We start from the raw sequence: 16,164 nt of genomic DNA on the forward strand, positions 1-16,164 counted from the left end.
AAAGCCCAAAATGCTCATCCGCATCGCACTCGCCAGAAAACTTCTCGTCATCCTCAACGCAAAAGCACGCGACGCGAGAAGCGAATTCGCAAATGCAACTTGACACCCCAGATAGTCGCTCTCCCCCCTCCGGAGGGAGAGGAAGGGAGCCAGCCGGCATAAGCTCGCGCCTTTCCTCTCCCCCGTCGATCGGGGGAGAGGTGTCGAGCGAAGCTCGACGGAGTGGGGGTCGACGGTTCATCAGCAACATAGATCAAAAATCGGTCGGTGCGCCGCCTTCGGCGGTGCGCTTCTGGACGAAGGCGTTGAGCTCCTCGCGGATCGCCGGGTCCATGTAAGGCTCCTCATAGGACGCCAGCCGCTCCTTCCAGACCTTGTTGGCCTTTTCCAGCGCTGTCGGGGAGCCGGCTTCGGCCCAGGTCTCGAAATTGCGCCAGTCGGACAGGATGGGCGAATAGAAGGCGGTCTTGTAGCGGTCCTGCGTGTGCTGGGTGCCGAAGAAGTGGCCGCCGGGGCCTACCGACTGGATGGCGTCGAAGCCGAGCGCCTCTTCGGAGAGGTCGAGCGGGGTCAGGAATTCTGCCACCATCTGCAACAGGTCGATGTCCAGAATGGTCTTCTCGTAGGAACAGCGCAGGCCGCCCTCGAGCCAGCCGGCGGCGTGCATCATCAGATTGCCGCCGCCCTGAATGGCGCCCCAAAGCGAGAACACGCTTTCATAGGCTGCCTGCGCGTCGACCGTGTTGGCCGCGCAGGTGTTGGAGGTGCGGTAGGGAATGTTGTAGCGGCGGGCAAGCTGGCCACCGACGAGTTGCGCCTTCATGTATTCGGGCGTGCCGAAGGCCGGTGACCCGGATTTCATGTCGACATTGGAGGTGAAGCCGCCATAGCCGACCGGCGCGCCCTTGCGCACCATCTGGGCGAAGGCAATGCCCGACAGCGCCTCGGCATTCTGCTGCACCAGCGCGCCGGCAATGGTGACGGGCGCCATGGCGCCCGACAGGGTGAACGGCGTGACGATGACGACCTGGCCCTTGCTCGACATCTGGATGATGCCTTCCATCATCGGCACGTCGAGCTTGAGCGGTGAATTGGTGTTGATGATGGTGAAGACGGACGGCTCCGCGAGCAATTGCTCGTGGCTGATGCCGCGCGCGATGCGGGTGATCTCGATGCCGTCGACATTGCGCTCCTTGCCGAGCGAATAGATGTGGAACACCTTGTCGGTCAGCGTTGCGAGGTCGCGGATGCATTCGAGGTGGCGGACCGACGGGTGGATATCGGTCGGCTCGACCGGATAGCCGCCCGTGCAGTTCAGGATGTTGTGCATCTGGGCCAGCCGCAGGAAATTGCGATAATCCTGCTGGTTGCCCGGCCGGCGGCCACGATCGATGTCGGAGCAATTGGGTGCCGAGGCCATCATCGAAATGATGAGATTGTCGCCGCCGAAGCGCACATTGTGCGCGGGATTGCGGGCATGGATGGTGAATTCGGACGGGCAGTTCGACACCAGATCGAGGATCATGTCGCTGTCGAAGCGTACCCGCTCAGAGCCCTCGCGGACATCGGCGCCATGCGCCTTCATGATGCGGCGGGCTTCGTCGTGCAGGACATCGACACCGATTTCCCTGAGCACGCGCAGGGAGGCGAGGTGGATCGATTCCAGCTCATCCTCGGAAACCAGCTTGGTCGGCGTCAGTGGATTTTTCAGCTGGCGGAAAGCAGGCTGCTCGAACGCGGCCGAGCCACCGGCACGCTTTCCGGCGCGACCGCCACGGCGGGCACGGTCGGGTGCCAAAGCCGGTTCTGAGGGTTGTAGGGCGGCGGTCATGATGGTCCTCGTAGGATGCGATAACGGGCGGCATAATGGACCGGCGCCCGTCCGGCCATTGCGGAGGCGGCGACCACTAGGGCGAGGGAAGCGACATGCCCGAACGGCAGTTGCGCGGCCGCCGCATTCGCCCGATCATTCATCCCTTGGCGCAAACGGGTTTTCCTCGGCGGTCCTTTCTTTCCCCGGATCGAACCAGTAGCTGGTGAGGCCTGTCGGCGGGGAGGGCAGCCGGCGCCTCACATGGAATGACAGCATGGCCGCAACCGGCTCGAGCGAAGGCGAAGCGGGAACGCAGTGGGCAGCGCTCGCCGGCGTCACCGCCGCATTGGCCATGTTTGGAGCGGCGCAAGGACTGAGCTCGCCGCTGTTCACGCTCCTGATGCAGAAGCAAGGCATGTCGCCGGGATTGATTGGACTGTCGGCGGCCATGATGCCGCTCGGGCTGATCCTTTCAGCTTCCTTCGTGCCGGCGGCGGTTCGGCTGGTCGGTGCGCGAAACCTGGCGGTCGGATGCTCGCTGATCGGCGCACTGTGCTTTCTCGGGATCGGCTATCTGCAGAACTGGGTGGCCTGGTACGTCATCCGCTTCATCATCGGCGTGGTCATCAACCCGCTCTACATCCTCGGCGAGGTGTGGGCGCTGTCGCTGGCGCCGCCGTCGCGACGCGGGCGCGTCATGGGCGTGTTCAACACGCTGATGGGAGCCGGCTATTCGGCGGGTCCGTTCACCCTGACCTTTGTCGGCATAGAGGGGTGGGCGCCTTTCAGCGTCGGCATTGGCGGCTTTGTACTTTGCGCGGTCATCCTGCGTCTCGTCTCCTCGAAGCTCGCCGGGTTCGAGGATGACGGCCAGCCGGCAGGGAGTTTTTTCGGTTTTGCCCGGCTGGCGCCGGCGCTGCTTCTGGCCGTGCTGGTCTCGGCCGCCGTCCAGCAGAGCACCTATGCGCTGGTCCCGGTCTTCGGCGCCGGCTATGGCCTGCCCGAGGCCGTGCTGGCTGCTTTGGTGATGGCGCTGTCGCTTGGCAACATCCTGCTGCAGATACCGCTTGGCCTGCTCGCCGAACGCTTCGGCGGCCGGCCGATGATCCTGGCCTGTGCGGTGGCGACGACCACTTGTGCTGTCCTGCTGCCGCTGCTGATCACCACGCCCATGATCTGGGGCGTGCTTCTGGTGATGGGGGCGGTCGGCTACGGCGTCTACACGATGGCGCTGGTCGAACTCGGCAGCCGCTTCAGGGGCTCGCTGCTGGTCACCGGCAATGCGGCATTCGCCTTGTTGTGGGGCGTTGGCGGCATCGTTGGTCCGCCAGGCGCCGGCCTGCTGATGCAGGCGATCGGGCCGCTGGGATTGCCGACCGTGATCATTGGCCTGGACGCTTTGCTGGTCGCCTTCGCTCTCTATAGATCGGCCAGCCGCAGAAGCCACTGACAGGGTTTGGCTGGAGCCGAGCGTCCGTTCGGGCCGCGGGGGTTACAGCCGTCGGGCCGAACCGCTAAGGCTGAAACCGCGACCGTATTGTGGATGATGGATTTGGTGGACACCAGAAGCGACGAGACGATGCAGTGGGCGGCGATCACCGGTGTGATCGCAACCGTGTCCGTGTTCGCCATCGCTCAGGGCCTGTCCTATCCGCTTCTGAGCTTCATCCTGCAGCGCCAGGGCATCTCGCCTGCGATGATCGGCCTGTCGGCGGCAATGACTCCTGTCGGCTTCATCCTGTCATCGCCGCTGATACCTGGCCTGGCGCGCCGGTTCGGGGCAGGGCGCACGGCGCTCACCTGTGCCGCACTCTCGGCTGTCGTGCTGGCGTCGATCGGCTGGACGCAGAACGTCTATCTCTGGTTTCCGCTGCGCTTCCTGATCGGCGTGGTGACCAACCCTCTCTATGTACTCAGTGAAATCTGGGTGATCGCGCTGGCACCGCCGGCCCGGCGCGGCCGCATCATGGGTCTCTATTCGACGATCATTTCCGCCGGCTTCGCGACCGGCCCGCTTTGCCTGCTTGCCGTCGGTACGGAAGGCTGGCCGCCATTCCTTGTCGGGATTGGCGCCTTCGTGCTCTGCGGCTTTTGCCTGGTGTCGGTTCTGCCGCAGCTGCCCAGGGTCGACGAGGCCGGGCATCGGGTCTCGGTGATGGGTTTCATGCCGCTTGCCTGGCTGCTTCTGTCGGCGGTGGTGGTGGCCGCAGGCTTCGAGCAGGCGGTGCTGGCGCTGCTGCCTGTCTATGGCACCCATCATGGCATCGCGGAGGCTCGCATGTCGGCGCTGCTGTCGGTCATGATTGCCGGCAACATTGCCATGCAGGTGCCGCTTGGCCTGCTGGCCGAGCGGCTGACGGCCCGCCTGGTACGCTTCATCTGCGTCTTGCTGACGCTGGGCGGCTGTGTGCTGCTGCCGCTGCTGATCGAAACGCCGCTGATCTGGCCCTGCGTCTTCGTCTGGGGCGCGGTGTCCTACGGCATCTACACGATGTCGATCATCGAGCTCGGCGAGCGCTTTGCCGGCTCGGCGCTGGTTGCCGGCAATGCGGCATTCTCCCTGATGTGGGGCGTCGGCGGCATTCTGGTCCCGCCGCTTACCGGCGGCGTGATGGATGTGCTCGGCGCGAGTGGCCTGCCGTTCACGCTTGGCGCGATCTGCGCCACGCTGGCGCTGGCGACGCTTGTTCGAAGACGGGTTGTGTAGGCATGCATCGGGGTATCGGGATGCTCAAATCCCTGGTCCCGGTTTGCTCGTCCGCCTGAAAATGGCCCAGAGATCACAGTCGGCATGGCGTTCTTCCAGATGCATCCTGCGCAGCGAATCCCGAATTTCCACGGCTCGATCGAAGTCATCGATCAGCCCGACCCTGGACAGCTCTGCATTTGCAAACACGTCCGGGAAGCCACCGCAATTGGTCAATGCGCTGACGCCGACAGCCTGATCCATCAAGTCATAGCCCATGAAGGTGAACCCGTCCCAACCAAGCGATCGTGCGTCTGCCGGAGGCCTTCGGATGACGCCGAGGATGTTGAAGTTGCTGGGATCGCCCAATTCCGAGAGCAGGAAGTCCAGGTCGACAAAGAAATCGAGCATGTTGTCTTCATTGACGATGTGAGGCCAGTAGCTCTCCTTGATCTGCGGGAGCGCAACCGGGCAAAGCATCCCGTCGAGCGTAACGACTTCGGTCAACTGGGTGAGGCCCGACCACTCGATGTATTCCATCCACCCGCTTCCGTGGAATCGGCTGAACTTCTCGGTTGCGATGTAAAGATGTTGCATGTCGGCTGCCTGCTCTGAACAGCTGTCGCGTCCGCGAACCGTTTTACCTGTTCCCGTTGAATGTCGGTAGCGTCATGCCGATGTTTGTGGCACCGAGCCTGATAAATTTTTCGGAGACCCACATGACCAATTCGATCGCCCAAAGGCAGCCAGGGCCAGTTGACGAGGCGCAAGATCCCTTTCTCTGGCTGGAGGACAGGACAAGCAAACAGTCGCTCGACTGGGTTCACCAGCAGAATGAGGTGACGGTGGCGCAATTGCAGGGCGATCCGTCCTATCAGGCGTCGTTCCAGACGGCGCTCGACCTGATGACGGCCGAGGACAATATCGCGGTCGGCGCGGCAATCGCGGGCCATGTCTACAATTTCTGGCAGGACAAGACCAACGCGCTCGGCCTGTGGCGGCGCACGACAGTCGCTTCCTACAAGACCGACAAGCCCGAATGGGAAACGATCATCGACTTCGACCAATTGGCGGCGAAGGAGGGGATAAAGTGGGTGTTCGGCGGCGCTGTCAGGCTCTACCCCGATTTCAACCGCTGCCTGGTCTCGGTGTCGCCCGATGGCGGTGATGCCAGCGTGATGCGCGAGTTCGACATCGCGGCCAAGTCCTTTGTCGAAAGCGGTTTTCAGGCGCCGGCCTCGAAATCGGGCTTCGGCTGGCTGGACGAGGACACGGTCATCGTCTCGGCCGCGTTCGAAGAGGCCGACAAGACAGAGTCCGGATATCCGCGCGTGGTCAAGCTCTGGAAGCGCGGCACCAGGCTGGAAGAGGCAACCCCGATCTTCGAGGGAAAGACCGAGGATCTCGCCGTTGGCGCCGGCGTCGAGTTCGACGGCGAGAAGCGCCATCTGTTTCTGGCGCGGACACTCAACTTCTTCGCATCGCACAGTTTCCTGCGCCTCCCTTCGGGCGAGAACCGCCGCATCCCGCTGCCCGACGACGTTACCGACACCGCGCTCTTCAGGGATCAGCTGGTGTTCGGGGTGCGCACTCCGTGGACGGCGCCGGACGGCACCGCATGCCAGCCGGACGGGCTTTATTCGCTCGACTTCGCGTATTGGATCGAAACTGGCGGTTTTGGCGCCATCGAGACCTTGCTGGCGCCGGCGCATCGCGTCTCGATTGCCGGGCTCGCCAGAACGCAGGACCGCCTGTTCATCAACCTGATGGACAATGTCCGCGGCAAAGTTATCGTCTGCGAGCGCAAGGATGGCGCCTGGTCGCTGAAGCCCGTCGCGCTGCCTGAAAACGGCACTGTCGGCATCAGCCATGCAGAGCATTTCGGCTCCACCGTGTCCTTTTCCTTCACCGATTTCCTCACGCCAAGCTCGATCATCTGGTCGGATGACGATGGCGAGACGCTGGCCACCGTGAAGTCACAGCCGGCCCGTTTCGACGCATCGCCGCTGATCGCGGAGCAGTTCGAGGCACGATCGAAGGACGGCACGATGATCCCTTACTTCGTCGTCAGGCGGCGGGACCAGAACGGGCCGGTGCCGACGCTGCTCTATGGCTATGGCGGCTTCGAAGTGCCGCTGTTGCCCGGTTATGCCGGCGTGCGCGGCAGGCTGTGGCTGGAGAAGGGCAATGCCTATGTGCAGGCCTGCATTCGTGGCGGTGGCGAATTCGGGCCTGGCTGGCACCAGGCGGCGCTGAAAGGCAAGCGCCAGAACGGCTTCGACGACTTTGCCGCGGTAGCCGAGGATGTCGTCAGGCGCGGTATTGCGACGGCCCAATCGCTCGGCATTCAGGGCGGCTCCAACGGCGGCCTGCTGACCGGCGCTTCCCTGACACAGCATCCCGAGCTTTTCGGCGCCGTCATCATCGAGGTGCCGCTGCTCGACATGCTGCGCTACACCGAATTGCCGCCGGGCGCTTCGTGGATGGCCGAATATGGCGATCCGTCAAAGCCGGAAGACGCCCAGTGGCTTTCGGCCTATTCGCCCTATCAACATGTCAAGGCGGATGCCGCCTATCCGCCGGTACTCTTGACCACCTCGACCGCCGACGACCGGGTCCACCCCGGCCACGCGCGCAAGATGGCGGCCCGCCTGCTGGAGGCCGGACATGGCAAAACGCTGTTCTTCGAGGAGACCGAAGGCGGACATGGCGGGCGCGGCGACCGCCGGCCGCAGGCGGCGCAGACGGCGATGAAGTATGTGTTTCTGCAGCGGGCGCTGAGCGGCGAAGCCTGATCTCATTCCATGGCACCACTTGAGCAAAGGGTGGTTCACCTCGACCGCCCTTTGCTCTAAGGTACCTTCATGGCTCTCGCTAGACTATCAGCTCGTGCGTTTCGGGTCGCGGTGACACCGTCATCGCGCACGCTGCGCGCCGAGCTTTTGCGGCTGTGCGCCCGTATCGGTTATTCGCCTCCTGCCGTCCTCTGACGAATTCGCCCCGGCGCCGCCGGAATGATTTCAGAGGAAAGATCAAATCAATGACCTATCAGAACTATTCGCTGAAGCAGCTTCAGCAGATCGACGCCGCGCATCACCTGCATCCCTTCACCGACCATAAGGAGCTTCGCGAGGCAGGCGCGCGCGTCATCACTCACGCCAATGGTCCGTTCATCTACGATTCCGAAGGGACGGAACTGCTGGATGGCATGGCCGGCCTGTGGTGCGTCAATATCGGCTACGGCCGGGACGAGTTGGCCGAGGCCGCCTATGCGCAGATGAAGGAACTGCCTTATTACAATTCCTTCTTCAAATGCTCGACGCCAACGCCGGTGCTGTTGTCGAAGAAGCTGGCCGAGATCGCGCCGAAAAACGTCAACCAGGTGTTCTATGGCTCGTCTGGTTCGGAGGCCAACGACACCGCCTTGCGCCTTGTGCGCCACTATTGGGTGCTGGAAGGCAAGCCGGAGAAGAACCGCGTCATCTCGCGCAAGATGGCCTATCACGGCTCGACCATCGCCGGCACCTCGCTCGGCGGCATGGATGCCATGCACAAGCAGCTCAACGGCGCGGTGCCCAACATCGTCCATGTGATGATGCCCTATGCCTATGAGCTGGCTCTGCCTGGCGAAAGCGACCATGATTTCGGCCTGCGCGCGGCCAAATCGGTCGAGGATGCCATCCTGGAGGCCGGCGCCGAGAAGGTCGCGGCGTTCATCGGCGAGCCGGTGATGGGCGCGGGCGGCGTCAAGATCCCGCCGGCAAGCTACTGGCCCGAAGTGCAGCGCATCTGCCGCAAATACGATGTGCTGTTGATGCTGGACGAGGTCATCACCGGCTATGGCCGCACAGGCGAGTGGTTCGCGGCCCAGACCTTCGGCATCGAACCGGACACCATCACCACGGCCAAGGCGCTGACATCGGGCTATCAGCCGCTCTCGGCGCTGCTGGTGGGCGATCGCATTGCCTCGACGCTGGTCGAGAAGGGTGGCGAGTTCAACCATGGCTACACCTATTCGGGGCACCCCGTGGCCTGCGCCGTGGCGCTGAAGAACCTCGAGATCATCGAGAGGGAAGGCCTGGTCGACCGCGTCAGGAACGACACCGGACCCTATTTCGCCAAGGCGCTGCAGGAGCGCGTCGCCGGGCATGATCTGGTCGGCGAGGTGCGTTCGATCGGCCTGATGGGGGCGATCGAGATCGTCAAGGACAAGGCGACGAAGGAGCGCTTCCTGCCGTCGGGAAGTGCCGCGGTTGTTGTGCGCGACCACGCGATCGCCAACGGCATGATGCTGCGCGCCACCGGCGACACGATGATCCTGTCGCCGCCCCTGATCTGGACCCGCGACACGATCGACATGGCCTGCGAGCGCATCGGCAAGGCGCTCGACCTGGCGCAGGCCGACCTGCGCAAGCGCTAAGAAACGAGGCAGGCGCCCATCAATCGGACGCCTGCCTCAAAATATCGTCGCGGGCGGAACGAATATTGCTACCGCGCGTAGTTGATGGCGCAGCGCAGCGGCTGCCCTATGGGGATTGTGTTCATGAGCAGGAGTGGCAGGAGCCGGCGCCGCCGAGAAGCGGTCACGATCGGCAGCGATCTCATGCTGGCGCCGATGGTGGCGATGATGCGCCTGCCTCTCATGGCAATGGACGCCGGAAGCGGCCAGCCGTGGGGAACCGAAACCGCGCGGGCCGTCAACGAGAAGACGGTTGCACTGGCTGAAGGCGTCTTCGCGGCGCAAATGTCCCTGCTGCAATCGGCGACCCGTTTCTGGCCCGAAATCCTTTCCGGCCTTACTCCGTCGCTGCTCAATGGCATTGCGGCGGAACGATCAATCAGCGCCGCGCTGAAGCCCGCCAGCCGAGCGGTGAAGGCGAATTTTCGCCGGCTTTCCACAAAGACCTGATCCGGCCTGCCTGCTCAGCGCGAATGGGGTGCGCGGAACTTTGATTTTGCGCATCGTCCAGATCATGGGCTAGAACCAGCCGGTACAGTTACTGAGGGGGAAGCAATGGCCGGACAACCGCTCAACCAGCCGGCTGAAATTCCAGCCGAACTCGACCGCTGGAACTGGGGCGCCTTCTTCCTGAACTGGATTTGGGGCATCGGCAACAGTACCTTCATCGCGCTGCTGGCGCTGATCCCCGTCGTCAACCTCATCATGATCTTCGTGCTCGGCGCCCGCGGCAGCCGCTGGGCCTGGCGGAACCGGGCCTGGCGCGACGCCGAGCAGTTCCGCAAGACGCAGCGCAACTGGGCGATTGCCGGCCTTGCCGTCTGGGTGGTCAGCATCGGCGGCTGTGCGACGATGGTCGGCAGCATCCCTTTCGTGCTCAAGGGCAGCGACGCCTACCGGATGACCATGGACGCGGTCCGTGCCGACACCCGGGTGAAGGCCACGATCGGCGACGATGTGGCCGATAATTTCTGGGTCGGCGGTCATCTCAACGTCAATGCGAATGGCGCGGGCGACGCCCAGTTCAGCATTCCCGTCCACGGCGCCAAGGGCAAGGGCACGGTGTTTTCGCATCTCGTTCGCAATGCAGGCACATGGAGTACGCGGCTGCTCGTCGTCCGTGTCGACGGCGTCGATGCACCGATCGTGCTGACCAATGAAGATCACGTGCCGATCCCGGGTGCGGCGATCGGAATATAGATGATCGTGGATAGGAAAGGGGCCTGAAATGCAAAAACCGCGCCCCATCGGGAACGCGGCTTTGCCAGATACGCATGGCGTTTCGCTACGAAGACACTTGCGAAACTTACGGGCTCCGGTACGCGAGACCTGATCCGGAGCGCCGGGCGGATGCGATATGTCCGCCTCGCAATCCGTTTTATAGGGACATCGTTACCGCAGAGTTATCGAGAGCTTAAGCAAATCTAAATTTGCGGGTCTTTCTCCGCAAAGACCCGGGAAAAGTCTATCGAATCCGCTGTTTAGGCCGGGTTGCCGCGCAGAAAATTAATTATGCCGGAAAAATCGGCGCCGCCATGGCCCTGGGCGTTGAACAGCGCATAGAGCTGCGCCGCCTCGGCGCCGAGCGGTGTCACGGCGCCCGCGCCAAGCGCTGCTTCCTGGGACAATTTCAGGTCTTTCAGCATGAGAGCCGCGGCAAATCCCGGCTTGTAATCCCTGTTGGCGGGCGAAGTGGGCACCGGGCCGGGCACCGGGCAATAGGTGGTCAGAGACCAGCATTGGCCCGACGAGGTCGAGGCGACGTCGAACAGCGCCTGATGCGACAGGCCGAGTTTCTCCGCCAGCACGAAGGCCTCGGCAACGCCGATCATCGAAATGCCGAGGATCATGTTGTTGCAGATCTTGGCGGCCTGGCCGGCGCCGTCACCGCCGCAATGGACGATGCGCCCGGCCATCGGCTTCAGGATCGGCTCGGCGGCGGCGAAGGCATCGTCGGAACCGCCGGCCATGAAGGTCAACGTGCCGGCTGTCGCCCCGCCGGTGCCACCGGAGACCGGCGCATCGATCGACAGCAGGCCGTGTTTGGCGGCGATTGCATGCGCCTTGCGCGCCGATTCCACGTCGATGGTCGAGGAATCGATGAACAAGGCATTTTTCTTCGCCTTGGGGGCGATATCCTCATAGACCGACAGCACGTGCTTGCCGGCAGGCAGCATGGTGATGACGACATCGGCATCCTTCACGGCGGCAACGGCGTTGGCCATGATTGTGATGCCATGTTCTTTGGCGACCGTGAGGTTTTCCGGCACGAGGTCGAACCCGCTCACCACGTGCCCGGCCCTGACCAGGTTAGCGGCCATCGGATTTCCCATGTTACCGAGGCCGATAAAGGCGATCGTCGTCATTTGTCTCACTCCCGGAGTTTGCTGGCTTCAGCGTCCTATCAGCGCCCGCGCGATGATGACGCGCATGATCTCGTTGGTGCCTTCCAGAATCTGGTGGACGCGCAGGTCGCGGACCAGCTTCTCGATGCCGTAATCATGCAGATAGCCATAACCGCCGAGCAGTTGCAGCGCATCGTTGGCGACGTTGAAGCCGCTGTCGGTGACGAAGCGCTTTGCCATCGCCGACCATTTACCGGCGTCCGGCGCCTTGCGGTCGAGCTTCGAGGCCGCCGCATAGAGGAAGATGCGCGCTGCCTGCAATTCGGTCTCCATGTCGGCCAGCCTGAACTGCAGCGCCTGGAACTGGTTGATTTTCGAGCCGAAGGCCTTGCGCTCAGCCGTGTAGGCCAGCGCCTTGTCGAGCGCCGACTGCGCGCCGCCCAGCGAACAGGCGGCGATGTTCAGCCGGCCGCCGTCGAGCCCGGCCATGGCGATGCCGAAACCGGCGCCTTCGCCCGACAGGAGGTTCTCGGCCGGCACCTTGCAGTCCTCGAAGATGACCTGGCGGGTCGACTGCATGTGCCAGCCCATCTTGTGCTCGTTGGCCCCGAACGACAGGCCTGGCGCATCCTTGGGCACGACGATGGTGGAGATGCCTTTCGGGCCATCGGCGCCGGTGCGCACCATGACGGCATAGACATCGCTGTCGCCGGCGCCGGAGATGAACTGCTTTGCGCCGTTGAGCACATAGTCGCCGCCGCTCTTCACCGCGCGCGTCTTCAGGGCGGCGGCATCGGAACCGGAACCCGGCTCGGTCAGGCAGTAGCTCGCCAGCCATTCCATCGAGGTGAGCTTCGGCAGGAAGCGCTGTCGCTGCTCCTCATTGCCGAAACGGTCGATCATCGATGCCACCATGTTGTGGATAGAGATGAAGGACGAAAAGGCCGGATCCGCGTGCGACAGCGCCTCGAAGATCAGCACTGCGTCGAGGCGTCCGAGAGCCGATCCCCCGACATCATCCCTGATGTAGATGCCGCCGAGGCCGAGCGGCCCTGTCTCGCGGATCACGTCGGCGGGGAAGTGTTTCCTGCGGTCCCAGTCGAGTGCGTTCGGCGCGACGCGATCGGCGGCGAAGGCCTGCGCCATCTCCTGGATGGCGCGCTGTTCCTCGGTGAGTTCGAACTGGCTGGTGCTCGCATCGACCGCGGCGTCCATGGCGTGCTCCCTGATGTCTGACCTGCTGGCCTGTCGTTTTTGGCTTTGCGCGCGCACCAATCTAGACCAATGATGCCGCCGCGCAACCCGAGCCGCCGCGGAGCGGCTGTGCACCAATGCATGTCCGGAGCAAGATGTGACGACAAAATTCGATGAGCTGTTGGGACAGTTCCACGCCTATCTTGCTTCCGTCGATGATGCCCTGGTGCGCGACGCCGTGGCGCGTATCGGCTGGGATATGCCGGCCCGCGATTTGGAGCCGCGTCCGCTTGGCTGCCTGCGCCATCTCGACCGCGCCGCCGAACTGGCACCGCCGGATGCGAAACCCCTGGTGCGATTGCTGGCCGAGCGGCGCAACGAATTGCATTGGGGGCAGACCTATACCGAGGCTGATTTCGGCAAGGCCTTCATCGACAATTACGGCTGGCTGGAAATGTTCGGCACGCGCGGCCATTTCGCCAACGACGAGGTCGCCGCAGGCCTGCTGATGCTCGGACCCGGGATCGTCTATCCCGACCATCATCACGTCGCCGAGGAGATCTATATTCCGCTGACCGGCGGCACCGAGTGGCGCATGGGCGAGGGCGGCTTTCGCAAGCGGGAGGCCGGCGAGGTCGTCCACCATGTTTCCAACGTCAACCACGCCATGCGTACCGGCAAGGAGCCGCTGCTGGCGCTTTATATCTGGCGCGGCGGGCCGCTGGCGCAGAAATCCACGATCACCGGAACCTCGATGCAGGACAGGAGCTGATGGCCAGGGCAATCATGCTGCAAGGCACGGGCTCGGATGTCGGCAAGACGGTGCTTGTCGCCGGGCTATGCCGTGCCGCCAGGAATCGCGGCCTGAAAGTGCGGCCGTTCAAGCCGCAGAACATGTCGAACAACGCCGCCGTCGCCGATGTTCCCGGCGACAACAACCATGGCGGCGGCGAGATCGGCCGCGCGCAATGGCTGCAGGCGATCGCTTGCGGGGTTGCGCCGTCGGTCCATATGAACCCGGTGCTGCTCAAGCCGCAGACCGATGTCGGCGCCCAGGTCATCGTCCAGGGCAAGGTGTTCGGCGAGGCGAGGGCTCGCGACTATCAGGCGCTGAAGGGCCGGCTGATGGATGCCGTGCTGGAGTCCTGGGGAAAGGTCGGCGCGGGCGCCGATCTGGTCATTGTCGAGGGTGCCGGTTCGCCAGCCGAAATCAACCTCAGAAGCCGCGACATCGCCAATATGGGTTTTGCCACACGGGCCGATGTACCGGTGGTGCTGGTCGGGGACATTGATCGCGGCGGCGTCATCGCCTCGATCGCCGGCACGCATCTGATCCTGCCGGAAGAGGACCGGCGCATGATCGCCGGTTACCTCATCAACAAGTTCCGGGGAGACGTCTCGCTGTTCGATGATGGCTTGAAGGCGATCGGGAAATTCACCGGATGGCGCTGTTTTGGCGTCGTGCCGTGGCTCAAGGCGGCGGCGCGGCTGCCCTCGGAGGATTCCGTGGTGCTGGAGCGGCTGGCGTCCGGCGAGGCGCGCGAATTGAAAGTGGCGGTGCCGATGCTTGGCCGCATCGCCAATTTCGACGATCTCGACCCGCTCAAGGCCGAACCGCAGGTCGAAGTGGTGTTCGTGCCGCCGGGAAAGAAGCTGCCGGTCGATGCCGGGCTGGTGGTCATTCCCGGCTCCAAGTCGACGATCGGCGACCTCCTGAAATTTCGCGAGAACGGCTGGGACCGGGATCTCGCGGCGCACCGCAAGCGCGGCGGTCATGTCGTCGGCATTTGCGGCGGTTTCCAGATGCTCGGCCGCATGGTGCGCGATCCCGACGGTATCGAAGGCAACGTCACCGAAGCCGTGGGCCTCGGCCTGCTCGATGTCGAGACGGTGATGGAGCCGGAAAAGACGGTGCGCAATGTCAGCGCCCGCTCGGTGCCGTTCGACCTGCCGCTCGAGGGTTACGAAATCCATCTCGGCCGCACGACGGGCCCGGACACCAGGCGGCCGTCGGCGATCATCAATGGCGCCGAGGACGGCGCGATCTCGGCCGATGGCAAGGTGATCGGCACGTATATGCATGGCCTGTTCGGCGCCGACGGCTTTCGCGGGAAATTCCTCGAAAGCCTGGGTGTCAGGAGCGGTGGCATAGATTACCGAGCCGAGGTCGAGCGCGCGCTGGACGAGGTCGCCGCCGAGCTGGAAACCCATCTCGACTGTGATGCGATTTTTTCATTGGCACGTTGAAGGTCAGGCCTTCTCACCGGCCTTCGGCCAGTAGGTGCCGAACGACCAGACATTGCCTTCAGGGTCGCGGCAGATGAATTCGCGGCTGCCATAATCGCGGTTCGTCAGTTCCTGGATGATCGTCGCGCCGGCCTTCCTGGCTTTGGCGTAGGCGGCGTCGGCATCGTCGACGGCGATATAGATCGACTTGCCGCCGCCTGAACCGGGTTCGCCGACCATCTTGCCGTAGTCGTCGTCGCGCACCGTGCCCAGCATGATCATCGAGGAGCCTAAGACCAGTTCGGCATGGTGCACGACATCGCCTTCGCCATAGCGGGCACGGACACTGAAACCGAAGGCTTCGCCCAGCCAGTCGATCATCCCCGCCGCATTCTTGTAGCGCAGGGCAGGGTAGAGCCGGGGTGCTTCAGTGGTGGTGGGCATCGGAACCTCCTTCATCTGGATCGGTCTATGCCTCACTCTGGCCAAGGGCCGTTCCTGCGTCTTGAAGAAATGTTACCTGACCGAAAGTGCCGTTGGTGTCTCACCGGCGAGCTCGCGGAATTCGCGCACCAGATGCGCCTGGTCGGCATAGCCGCAATCGGCGGCGACATCCGCCCAGTCGGCGGTCGGCTCGCTCGACAGGCGGAGCGCCCGGTTGAAGCGGACGATGCGCGACAGCGTCTTGGGGCCGATGCCGGTCGCGTCGGAGAATTTGTCGGCGAGATGTTTGCGGCTCCAGCCCAACTGTTCGGCAAGCGATGCGATCCGGGTCCGGCCGCCTGATGTGATGATGCGGTCATAGGCCCAGGCGATTTCGAGCGGTGTTTCGGCGGCGCTCTCGAGACGTGCGGCGACGAAGGCCTCGGCAAGATCGAAACGTGCCGTCCAGTCAGGCGTGTTGCCCAGCCGTTCGCGCAGGGCCGCGCCCTCCGCGCCAAGCACGTCGTCGAGTACGACCATGTTGTCAGTCAATTCGCTCATCGGCAGGCGGAAGAAGCGGCGTGCGCCAAGAGGGGTGAAATTCACCTGGATGCAGCAGGCGCCGCCGAAGGATTCGATCATCACCGGACCGGCGAAAAGGCCGGCGGCGAAACTGGCGAAGCGGTCATTGTCATCAGGCGCCTTGCCGAGGCCGATGGCGAACGGCTCGGCGAAGCTGATCACCAGCGGCACCGTCAGCGACGCGTATTCGACATTGCGGAAATGGCCGGCAGCTGTTTCGCGATAGCCGCAGATGTCGGTGACAACGCCGTCAAGCGCGGCGGCGGGAAGCCGCCGGCGCATTTCGAACAGCCCCGATATGGAGCGATCCTGTTCTTTCGGGCGCTGCATCTCGATTGGCATCGGCCATCCTTCCGCCAAGCGAATTTAGCAGAGGCCGCATCAGAATCAAAAACGCCCGGCTTTGGCCGGGCGCTCTCGGTCCCCACTTGTCGAG

The 16,164-nt window shown here is 63.6% G+C and carries 14 protein-coding genes and 1 pseudogene; 9 read left to right on the forward strand and 6 right to left on the reverse strand.

All coding sequences use genetic code 11. The features are described from left to right. A pseudogene (locus EN845_RS36790) lies at positions 1 to 103 on the forward strand (IS110 family transposase); the annotation flags it as partial. Positions 104 to 253: 150 nt separating this feature from the next. On the opposite strand, the gene EN845_RS23890 reads toward EN845_RS36790, so the two are convergent. Further along, positions 254 to 1,831 carry a trimethylamine methyltransferase family protein gene (locus EN845_RS23890; RefSeq protein ID WP_127872722.1) on the reverse strand — a complete coding sequence of 526 codons (1,578 nt, stop codon included), beginning with the start codon at positions 1,829 to 1,831 and terminating at the stop codon, positions 254 to 256. Between the two features lie 256 nt (positions 1,832 to 2,087). On the opposite strand from EN845_RS23890, the gene EN845_RS23895 reads away from it, so the two are divergent. Beyond that, entirely contained in the window at positions 2,088 to 3,263 is a 1,176-nt protein-coding gene (locus EN845_RS23895) for an MFS transporter (protein WP_127872721.1), read from the forward strand. A 96-nt stretch (positions 3,264 to 3,359) separates the two neighbouring features. Then, complete coding sequence (locus EN845_RS23900) at positions 3,360 to 4,520, forward strand: MFS transporter (RefSeq protein WP_127872733.1); 1,161 nt, start codon at positions 3,360 to 3,362, stop codon at positions 4,518 to 4,520. A gap of 24 nt (positions 4,521 to 4,544) precedes the next feature. On the opposite strand, the gene EN845_RS23905 is transcribed toward EN845_RS23900, so the two are convergent. Then, on the reverse strand, positions 4,545 to 5,039 hold the full coding sequence (locus EN845_RS23905) for a hypothetical protein (RefSeq protein WP_245511791.1): 495 nt from the start codon (positions 5,037 to 5,039) through the stop codon (positions 4,545 to 4,547). Positions 5,040 to 5,218: 179 nt separating this feature from the next. Between EN845_RS23905 and EN845_RS23910 the strand changes: the two genes are divergently transcribed. From EN845_RS23910 to EN845_RS23930, 4 genes are all read left to right on the forward strand, one after another. Beyond that, on the forward strand, positions 5,219 to 7,294 hold the full coding sequence (locus tag EN845_RS23910; RefSeq protein ID WP_127872719.1) for a prolyl oligopeptidase family protein: 2,076 nt from the start codon (positions 5,219 to 5,221) through the stop codon (positions 7,292 to 7,294). A 245-nt stretch (positions 7,295 to 7,539) separates the two neighbouring features. Further along, positions 7,540 to 8,919: an aspartate aminotransferase family protein gene (locus EN845_RS23920; protein ID WP_127872718.1), complete on the forward strand. Its 1,380-nt coding sequence runs from the start codon at positions 7,540 to 7,542 to the stop codon at positions 8,917 to 8,919. Between the two features lie 123 nt (positions 8,920 to 9,042). Further along, the gene (locus EN845_RS23925; protein ID WP_127872732.1) at positions 9,043 to 9,408 is read left to right on the forward strand and encodes a hypothetical protein; all 366 of its coding nucleotides are present in this window, start codon (positions 9,043 to 9,045) and stop codon (positions 9,406 to 9,408) included. A 105-nt stretch (positions 9,409 to 9,513) separates the two neighbouring features. Then, complete coding sequence (locus EN845_RS23930) at positions 9,514 to 10,158, forward strand: cytochrome c oxidase assembly factor Coa1 family protein (RefSeq protein WP_127872717.1); 645 nt, start codon at positions 9,514 to 9,516, stop codon at positions 10,156 to 10,158. A 281-nt stretch (positions 10,159 to 10,439) separates the two neighbouring features. On the opposite strand, the gene mmsB is transcribed toward EN845_RS23930, so the two are convergent. After that, complete coding sequence (gene mmsB / locus EN845_RS23935) at positions 10,440 to 11,324, reverse strand: 3-hydroxyisobutyrate dehydrogenase (protein WP_127872716.1); 885 nt, start codon at positions 11,322 to 11,324, stop codon at positions 10,440 to 10,442. A gap of 27 nt (positions 11,325 to 11,351) precedes the next feature. After that, positions 11,352 to 12,518, reverse strand: a complete 1,167-nt coding sequence (locus EN845_RS23940) for an isobutyryl-CoA dehydrogenase (protein ID WP_127872715.1) — start codon at positions 12,516 to 12,518, stop codon at positions 11,352 to 11,354. 136 nt (positions 12,519 to 12,654) lie between these two features. Here EN845_RS23940 and EN845_RS23945 point away from each other — a divergent pair, with 136 nt between their 5' ends. After that, the gene (locus tag EN845_RS23945; protein ID WP_127872714.1) at positions 12,655 to 13,269 is read left to right on the forward strand and encodes a dimethylsulfonioproprionate lyase family protein; all 615 of its coding nucleotides are present in this window, start codon (positions 12,655 to 12,657) and stop codon (positions 13,267 to 13,269) included. Then, positions 13,269 to 14,744 (forward strand): cobyric acid synthase, encoded by a 1,476-nt coding sequence (locus tag EN845_RS23950; RefSeq protein ID WP_127872713.1) that lies wholly within the window; start codon positions 13,269 to 13,271, stop codon positions 14,742 to 14,744. The genes EN845_RS23945 and EN845_RS23950 overlap by 1 nt, the downstream gene beginning before the upstream one ends. Positions 14,745 to 14,747: 3 nt before the next feature. Here the strand turns inward: EN845_RS23950 and EN845_RS23955 are convergent, their stop codons facing one another. Both EN845_RS23955 and EN845_RS23960 read right to left on the reverse strand, forming a co-directional pair. Then, the gene (locus EN845_RS23955) at positions 14,748 to 15,167 is read right to left on the reverse strand and encodes a VOC family protein (protein ID WP_127278301.1); all 420 of its coding nucleotides are present in this window, start codon (positions 15,165 to 15,167) and stop codon (positions 14,748 to 14,750) included. Positions 15,168 to 15,239: 72 nt separating this feature from the next. Next, a complete protein-coding gene (locus tag EN845_RS23960) occupies positions 15,240 to 16,070 on the reverse strand; it encodes an AraC family transcriptional regulator (protein ID WP_127872712.1) in 831 nt (276 codons plus the stop codon). Between the last annotated feature and the right edge of the window lie 94 nt (positions 16,071 to 16,164).

The sequence above is a fragment of the Mesorhizobium sp. M8A.F.Ca.ET.202.01.1.1 genome, assembly GCF_004791595.1.
GTDB lineage: Bacteria > Pseudomonadota > Alphaproteobacteria > Rhizobiales > Rhizobiaceae > Mesorhizobium.